This is a genomic window from Nocardia mexicana NBRC 108244 (assembly GCF_001613165.1).
In the GTDB taxonomy this organism is placed as follows: Bacteria; Actinomycetota; Actinomycetes; order Mycobacteriales; family Mycobacteriaceae; genus Nocardia; species Nocardia mexicana.
The window spans coordinates 1-8121 of record NZ_BDBV01000082.1 but is presented as its reverse complement, the minus strand read 5'-3'; the positions used below and the strand labels follow the sequence as shown (position 1 = coordinate 8121).

9 protein-coding genes are annotated in these 8121 nt (G+C 69.5%); 1 reads left to right on the top strand and 8 read right to left on the bottom strand.

Annotated elements, in window-relative coordinates; genetic code table 11:
• Positions 1-29 precede the first annotated feature (29 nt).
• The gene (locus tag NM1_RS30605) at positions 30-1055 is read left to right on the top strand and encodes an HAD family hydrolase (protein ID WP_114699545.1); all 1026 of its coding nucleotides are present in this window, start codon (positions 30-32) and stop codon (positions 1053-1055) included.
• 6 nt (positions 1056-1061) lie between these two features.
• Here NM1_RS30605 and NM1_RS30600 read toward each other — a convergent pair whose 3' ends face one another.
• The 8 genes from NM1_RS30600 to NM1_RS44255 form a co-directional block, all read right to left on the bottom strand.
• Positions 1062-2081 carry a lysophospholipid acyltransferase family protein gene (locus tag NM1_RS30600; protein ID WP_068027773.1) on the bottom strand — a complete coding sequence of 340 codons (1020 nt, stop codon included), beginning with the start codon at positions 2079-2081 and terminating at the stop codon, positions 1062-1064.
• Positions 2078-3151, bottom strand: a complete 1074-nt coding sequence (locus NM1_RS30595) for an NAD-dependent epimerase/dehydratase family protein (protein ID WP_246011169.1) — start codon at positions 3149-3151, stop codon at positions 2078-2080. The genes NM1_RS30600 and NM1_RS30595 overlap by 4 nt, the downstream gene beginning before the upstream one ends.
• A 259-nt stretch (positions 3152-3410) precedes the next feature.
• Positions 3411-3512, bottom strand: a complete 102-nt coding sequence (locus NM1_RS41615) for a 30S ribosomal protein bS22 (RefSeq protein ID WP_003402602.1) — start codon at positions 3510-3512, stop codon at positions 3411-3413.
• Positions 3513-3946: 434 nt separating this feature from the next.
• On the bottom strand, positions 3947-4171 hold the full coding sequence (locus tag NM1_RS30590; RefSeq protein ID WP_068027771.1) for a helix-turn-helix domain-containing protein: 225 nt from the start codon (positions 4169-4171) through the stop codon (positions 3947-3949).
• A 135-nt stretch (positions 4172-4306) separates the two neighbouring features.
• Entirely contained in the window at positions 4307-5125 is an 819-nt protein-coding gene (gene proC / locus NM1_RS30585; protein ID WP_084520195.1) for a pyrroline-5-carboxylate reductase, read from the bottom strand.
• A 58-nt stretch (positions 5126-5183) separates the two neighbouring features.
• Positions 5184-6077, bottom strand: coding sequence for a thioesterase family protein (locus NM1_RS30580; RefSeq protein WP_084520196.1), 894 nt, complete (start codon positions 6075-6077; stop codon positions 5184-5186).
• 310 nt (positions 6078-6387) lie between these two features.
• Complete coding sequence (locus NM1_RS30575) at positions 6388-7293, bottom strand: sugar phosphate isomerase/epimerase family protein (protein ID WP_373864079.1); 906 nt, start codon at positions 7291-7293, stop codon at positions 6388-6390.
• 13 nt (positions 7294-7306) lie between these two features.
• The coding region (locus NM1_RS44255; RefSeq protein ID WP_507762183.1) for an Rv0497 family membrane protein at positions 7307-8121 on the bottom strand (815 nt) is incomplete at its 5' end.

Here is an 8121-nt window from a genome sequence, read left to right as displayed (position 1 = left end):
AGCGCGCCAAAGATACAGCGGAGGTATTGGTGCCGGAACGATCGAAAGATGCGAGGACGGGTTTCATCGCGGGCAGGTTCGGCGAATTCCCGGCGCGCTGGAGTCAGGGCCTGTCCGATCAGATCACCCGCATCGCGCGCAGTCCGTTCGGACCCAGCGAGGAGGAGGTGCGCGCCAACCTCGCCGGTGAGGCCAGCGCCGATGCCGCGCTCGCGCTGCACGATGCGGAACTGGCGGAATCCGCTGCCGGACAGGAGTTACCTCCTCACGCCCCGCCGCGCGACCTGACCGCGGCCGCGTTCTTCGACGTCGACAACACCATGGTGCAGGGCGCGTCGATCGTGCACTTCGCCCGCGGGCTGGCCGCGCGCAAGTACTTCAAGTCCTCCGATCTGGTGGACATCGCCTGGAAGCAGGTGAAGTTCCGGGTGACCGGCAAGGAGAGCCAGGGCGATATGGCCAGCGGTAAGGAGAAGGCGCTGTCGTTCATCGCCGGGCGCTCCACCGCGGAGCTGGCCGAGCTCGGCGAGGAGATCTACGACGAGATCATCGCCGACAAGATCTGGCCGGGCACCCGGGCGCTGGCGCAGATGCACCTGGACGCGGGCCAGCAGGTGTGGCTGGTCACCGCCACCCCGGTCGAGCTCGCGCAGGTGATCGCGAAGCGACTGGGGCTGACCGGCGCGCTGGGCACCGTCGCGGAGAGCGTGGACGGCGTCTTCACCGGGCGGCTGGTGGGCGACATCCTGCACGGCCTCGGCAAGGCGCACGCCGTGCGCACGCTGGCGATCCGCGAGGGCCTGAACCTCAAGCGCTGCACCGCCTATTCCGACAGCCACAACGACGTCCCGATGCTGTCGCTGGTCGGCACCTCGGTCGCGATCAACCCCGATTCGGACCTACGCGAGGTGGCCAAGAACCGCGGCTGGGAGGTCCGCGACTTCCGCACCGGCCGCAAGGCCGCCAAGATCGGCGTGCCGACGGCCCTGGCATTGGGCGCGGCCGGTGGTGCGGCCGCGGCGGCGATTACGCGGAAGCGCGACGCCAGGGGCTGACGGAAGCTAGCCCGTAAAGGGATTGCGGCGCTTCATCAGTAGCTTGTACAAGGTCTGCTGGATGGTCTCGCGGACCTGGTCGGTGACCTCGAACATCGTCATCGGGTCGTCGGCGGCCTCGGGCTCGTAGGCGCCCGTGGAGATCGGCTCGCCGAATTCGATGTACCACTTCGACGGCAGCGGGAGTGCGCCGAGCACGCCCAGGTGCGGGAACAGCGGTGTCACCGGGAAGTACGGCAGTCCGAGCAGGCGGGCCAGCGGCTTGAGGTCGGCGAGCTTCGGATAGATCTCCTCCGAGCCGACGATCGAGCACGGGATGATCGGCACGCCCGTCTTCACCGCGGCCGAGACGAATCCGCCGCGACCGAACCGCTGCAGCTTGTAGCGCTCCGCATACGGCTTGCCGATTCCCTTGAACCCCTCGGGGAACACGCCCGCCAGCTCACCCGCCCGCAGCAGCCGCTCGGCGTCGGCGGGGCAGGCCAGGGTGTGACCGGCCTTGCGCGCCAGCCCGCCCAGCACCGGCATCTCGAAGATCAGGTCCGCGGCCAGGATGCGCAGCGCCCGCTGCTTCGGATGCCGGTCGTGCACGGCCAGCTGCAGCATCATGCCGTCGATCGGCACCACCCCGGCATGGTTGGACACGATCAGCGCCCCGCCGGATTCGGGGAGGTTCTCGATGCCGTTGACCTGCACCCGGAACCATAGGTCCGACAGCGGGCGCAGGGCGGGCAGCACCACCGATTCCAGCAGGTGCTCGTCGAGCCCGAACTCGTCCACCTGGTAGTCGCCGGTGAGGCGGCGGCGGGCGAAATCGGCGGTGCCGCGAATGCCGTCGGCGATCGTGCCGCGCACCAGCTCACCCAGGGTCTGTGGCGGCTTGGGCCCGGCGTCGGCGAGCCGCTCGGTCAGCGATGTCACCGGGCTCGGCGACGATTCGCCGGGCCAGCGGCGGCCGGCCCCCGCCCGGTGCCGGGACTCGAAGTCCACGTCGTGCAGTTGGATTACCTTGGCCACGTCATTCATCGGTGTGCTCCCGCTCCGGCCCCGACCAGGCCGAGAAGTCTCGTCTCTGCAGCGTCGATCCACCGTGGATCGATGACGGGCCGCAACGCTGCGCCCCCAACGAAGTCGTCGAATGCCTGCACTGTCGTCCAGCGCGGCTGGAATCCCAGTTCGGCGCGCATGCGGGTGGTGTCCAGCCCGCATCCGAAATGGAAGTAGTCGATCTGCTCGGCGGTGAACTCCCGCATGACCGGGCCCATCACCGAGCGACCCACGCTCCGGAATACGGCGAACGGCACGGGCAGCTCGATCCGGCCGGCCCGGCGCAGCGCCTGCGACAGCGCCAGCGCCCCGTCACCGGCGACATTGAAGGTGCCGCCCGGTGCGGCCAGCGCCGCGTGCGCCAGCGCCGCGATCGAATCCTCCTCGTGCAGCAGCTGCAGGCGCGGGTCCCGGCCGAGGATGGTCGGCGTGACCGGAGAGCGGAAATATTGCACACCCCGGCGCGCCAATCGCGGACCGACTATCGGCGGAAAGCGCAGAATTGCCGTCGCGATATCCGGACGCCGGCGCGCCAGCCCGCGCACGAAACCTTCGACTTCGATCATGTCGCGTGCGAACCAACCACTCGGTGGTGTCCGCGCGCTCATTTCCTCGGTGAATTTCGCGGGATCTTTCGCGCTGCATCCGTATACCGCCGAGGACGAACGCACCACCACCCGGCGCACGCTCGGCGCCTTCTGGCAGACCGCGAACAGCTGCATCGCGCCGAGCACGTTGAAGTCCTTCATCACCGCGCGCCCGCCCCCCGACGGCGGCCGCGACAGCACCGCCGGATGCACCACGGTGTCGACCTCGTTACCGTCGATTACCTTGCGGATCAGCGGGTTTCGGATGTCGGCCCGGACGAACTCGGCGCGGCCCATGCGGCGCAGCAGCTCCCGCCCCGGCATGCGCGCGTCCACGGCGATGATGCGTTCGACGGTGGGATCGGCGGCCAGCCGCGCGACGACGTTGCCGCCGAAGAACCGGCTCGCACCGGTTACCAGCACAACCTTGGGCGTATGCCCGTCCCGCACGCTCGCACCCACGCCGGATCCCACCTATGCAGCCCCCGTTTCGCCTAATTCCCGGGTTCCAGAGTAGCCGCTACCGCCCGGGGCGCCGACGGGTTTAACCTGCTTCTTACGATGACTTCCGCCATAGGAAACCGTGACGTTTTCAAACTCGGCATTTTCAAATTGAAAAGCCCGCCACCTGATCGGTGACGGGCTTTCAGCTATCGCCCAGCGGCGTTCACGAGCGGGGGCCACGACGGGCACCGCCCGCGGCGCAAGCGGGTTCGGCGACCTACTTGCCGAGTTTGCGACGCTGCACACGCGTGCGGCGAAGCAGCTTGCGGTGCTTCTTCTTCGACATGCGCTTACGGCGCTTCTTGATCACAGAACCCATAGGGTTGTTCCTCGCGTTCTCTCTCTACCTCGGCGCGCACGCCGGTTTACGTACGCCCATCTTCCCGGTCGCCCGCGGCCTTGCGTCCGGGGCGGGCGGTTGCCGACTCAGCGACAAGCCGGTGACACCGCGGGAGGCCGCCATCGACCCCAGCAAGCCTGGCTCCTCGTGTCCACCCGCCTGGACCATGGGCGCCGACGGGCGAACACGACGGTGTTTCATCGTACCGGGCCAACCGTCGGCGAACGAAACGGGGATCTGGCACGGCCGACCGGCCGACGCGACGACGAAATCCGCCGCCCGCGACGGCGGCCGGACCGAACCCCGTGCGCGTGCACGCGGAGCTACTCGGTCCGGCCTACGCCGGAACGACGTGTGAGGCGGCCGGGACCGCCCGTCCACAGGCAGCCGGAAGAATCTCCGGCCGCCCCGCCCTACCCCGCGTCGAAGTAGGACGTCTGCAGATAGTCGTGCACGGCCTTCGCGTGCACCCGGAACGATCGACCCACCCGCACCGCGGGCAGTTCACCCGAATGCACCAACCGGTACACCGTCATCTTGGACACCCGCATCAGATTCGCCACCTCGGCGACGGTGAGGAACTGGGTTCCTCCACCGATCACGGGACCCGTACTTGGAGAGCTGTTTCCAGACATCATGCGCCACTGACACCTCCGGCACGTCCGCGCCGCCGGCTTCCCCACCGGCGGAACAGACACGCACGTGCTCCTTGAAGCTTAGCGTGACCAGTGGGATTACTGCGACGGGTGGGAGATAACAGTGTCGATTGCGCGCTACTCGCCCGTCGATCCCTGTTCTACCGAGCGTCGCTTGGCGGCATGCAAGGCCTCCCAGAATGCCGAGCGCACCCCGCCGCGCTCCAGTTCGCGGACCGCGGCCGCGGTGGTCCCGGCCGGCGAGGTGACCGCCGCGCGCAATTCCGCCGCGTCCTGGCCCGACTCGTCGAGCAGCGCCGCCGAACCGAGCATGGTCTGCGTGACCAGCCGGGTGGCCACGTCCCGGGTCAGCCCGAGGCCCACACCGGCCTCGACCATCGCCTCCGCCACCAGGAAGAAGTACGCCGGGCCCGAACCGGATACCGCGGTCACCGCGTCCATCTGCGACTCGGGCACGGTCACCACCGTGCCGACCGCCTCCAGCAATTCGGTCACCTGCTGCAGCTGATCCGCCTTGGCGTACCGGCCCGCCGCGAGCACGCTCATCCCCTGGCCGACCAGCATCGGCGTATTGGGCATGACGCGGACGACGGGGAATCCCGCGGGCAGCTTGGCCTCCAGCCGGGAGGTGGGCACGCCGGCGGCCAGCGACACCAGCACCTGATCGCGGTCGTTGTCGAGTTCGGCCTTGCCCAGCGCGGTCAGCACGGCCTCGACGTCGTGCGGCTTGACCGCGATCACCAGCACGTCGGCGGTGGCCACCGCGTCGGCGACGGTGTCGGTGACCCGGATGGCGAAGCGTTCCCCGAGGAACTCGGCCCGCGCCGCCACCGGCTCGACCACGACCAGATCCTTGGTCGCCCACCCGGACTCGAGCAGTCCGGCGAGCAACGCCTCCCCGATCCGTCCGCCACCGATCACCGCAATTCTTGTCATGACGGCAAGGCTATCCGCGGGCGGCGACGCGTCGAGCAAAGGGCCGGTGGCGGGCCACCTACCGCGGTTGCGGGATCAGGGCGAGCTGACGGGTCTGGGCGACCACGGCCCCGGTGGAGTCGAGGACGAGTTGATCCTCGTCGAACATCCGCTCGCCGATCTCGTGCGCGGTGGCGATGATCCGCAGCCAGCCCGGAGCCGGGCGGCGGCGCAGGTAGGTGGTCATCTGCACGGTCGGCGCCCAGCCGAAGTGGCCCAGGTTGATCGGCACCGGCGGGCTCATATCGCCGGCCATCATCGCGAAGTAGGCGGCGATATCGGGATCCTGCGCATCGGCGTCCCGGGGCCGGATCCACAGCCGCAGCCGCGGCTCGCCCTGCTTGCCCTCCAGGAAGGGCGCCCAGCCCGGGTCGATCGCCACCGAGGCGGCGCGCGCGACGTGCACGAGGCGGCCCATCGGCGAATCGTCCTCGTAGCCGAGCGCGTCGGCCGGTGGCTCGGCGGGCATGTCGGGATGGTCGTCGCGGTCGTAAACGGGCGGGGTGTCGTCGAGGTGGCCGAAGGTGAAGGCGGTGTGCACCAGGGTGCGGCCACCCTGCACCAGATCGGTGTCGACCAGGCAGATCTGCCGACCCGTCTTGCGGATGCGGACGAGGTACTCGACCTCGCCGGGATCGGGGGCGCCGAGGAAGTCGCTCGAGCCCGCGATCGGGAACATCTCCTCCATGCTCGGCTCGGCGGTGCGCAGCCAGCGAGTGGCGGCCGCGGCGCTCGTCGCGACCATGGTGCCGCCGTGCACCTTCTTGCCGATGGTCCAGGTCTCGTCGATGGTGCCGCGGAAGCGCGCGGCACCGGGAACGTCCGACGGCAGTTCGGTCAGCGCGCAGACCCGGGTGAAGGGGGCGTCGACAACGTCCGCCCTCGATCGCTCATCGATGGCCAGTTCCGTCACCACCGCTCCTTCCTGCCGACATTGCTCGTACAGCGTATAAGTGTGCCCGGGCGCGCGGGATTCCCCCACCGGGTGTGACGAACTCGCCACAGGGGGCAGGAGATCCCGGCCAAAAGCACGCCGGGAAATACGAGGCGACGCGACGGCGCCGGTTGATACCAGGCCCTTCTCGTCAATCCGGTGATACCAGGCCCTTCTCGTCAATCCGGTGATACCAGGCCCTTCTCGTCATTCCGGTGATACCAGGCCCTTCTCGTCAATCCGGTGATACCAGGCCCTTCTCGCCATTCCGGCGTGCTTTCGGCCGGAATCAGTGGGCGCCGGTGGGCTCCGGGGTGGGGGCGGGCTGGAGGTTGTTGAGGTGGGCCCGGGCGAAGGTCAGGGCGCGGTGGAGGGTAGCGGCGCGGTTGCCAGTGGTGCGGGCGTTCTGGGTGTTCACCTCGATCACCGCGTGGCCGCGGAAGCCGTTGCGCACCAAAGATTCACAGACCTGCGCGCACGGCTGATTGCCCTCGCCCGGTACCAGGTGCTCGTCGTGCGCGGCGCCGGTGCCGTCGGCCAGGTGCAGGTGGGTCAGGTTGTGACCCATCCGGGCGGCCAGGGCGAGCGGGTCCATCCCCGCGGTCGCGGTGTGCGACAGGTCCAGGGTGTAGTGCTGGTAACCGGTATCGGTCGGGTCGTAGGACGGACTGAAGGTGGTCAGCGACAGGCCGGGGCCGCCGCGGCGTTCCAGTCTGCGCGCCGATCCCGATCCCCGCCCGAGCAGGCTGTCGGCCCGCATCGGGAACATGTTCTCCACGGCCACCGCCACCGGGCTGTGCTCCTCGAGGCGGACCACCTGCTCGGCGAACCCCTCGGCGTAGCGGCGCTGCCAGCGGAACGGCGGATGGACCACCACCGTGCTCGCCCCCAGCGCCTCCGCGGTGTGCACGCTGCGCTCCAGTTTCGCGATCGGATCGGCCCCCCAGACCCGCTGCGAGATCAGCAGGCACGGCGCGTGCACCGCCAGCACCGGCACCCCGTACCGGCGCGCGTAGCCCTGCACGATGGCGATGCTCTGGCTGGCCGGCTCGGCCCAGACCATCAATTCGACGCCGTCGTAACCGAGTTCGGCCGCATACCGGAATGCGGCCTCGGTGTTCTCCGGATAGACCGATGCCGTCGACAACCCCACCCGGATGTCGTTCCCCGCCTGCCCCGCCTGTGTGATCCCCACTGCTGCTCCCTGCTCAGTTGGTGCTGAGAAGAAAGGCTAGCGGGCCGAGCGTCACGAAGATGCCTACGACGACGGCGATCACAGTGCTGAAGATGTCGTCGGTGCGCCGCAGCACTCGGACGAGCGCCACCAGGCCGAGGATCACGACCATCGCCAGCACCAGGGCGACGAAGGGCATGACGTCCCACATCTTCTCGAAACCCTTGAACAGCAACATGCCCGCGACCGCGGCCCCGGCGACCTGGCCGCCGAGGATCATCCACTGCTGCCGGTTGGGATCGGCCGCGACCTTGCCACTGCCCCGAACATTCCTGGCCGACGCGGCGAGCCCCGCGACGCGCGCCTTGGCGGCCTGGGTCGCCTGCGCGATGCGGCCGGGTTCATCGGCGTCGTCGTCGGATTCGAGGTCGTCGTCGAATTCGTCGTCGAGGTCGTCGAAATCGTCGTCGGGATCGATCGGCGCATAGACGTCGGTGCGATCGTCCGGCGGTGCGAGCAGATCGGCGGCGTCGGCGCGCCGGGAGTCGCGGCGACCGCGGCGCGGCGGCTCGGGCTGGTCGCCGCGCTCGGCACGATCGCGCAGCAGATCACCGGCAACCGTGGATCCGGCGATCAGTTGCTGATCCTGCCCGGCCAGCGACCAGACGGCCGTCGCCTGGTCCGGATCTCCGGGCGGGGCGGCGGCACCGTTACGCGCCGGGTGATCGGAATGCGGAGCCGGGGGCTCGGGTGCCTTACGTCTTCGCGCCGACCACGCGGGTAAGCCGGACGCCGGGGGCGCACCGGCCCCGTTGCGCAGTCCCGCCGGCGGCGGGGGCGGGGGCGGCG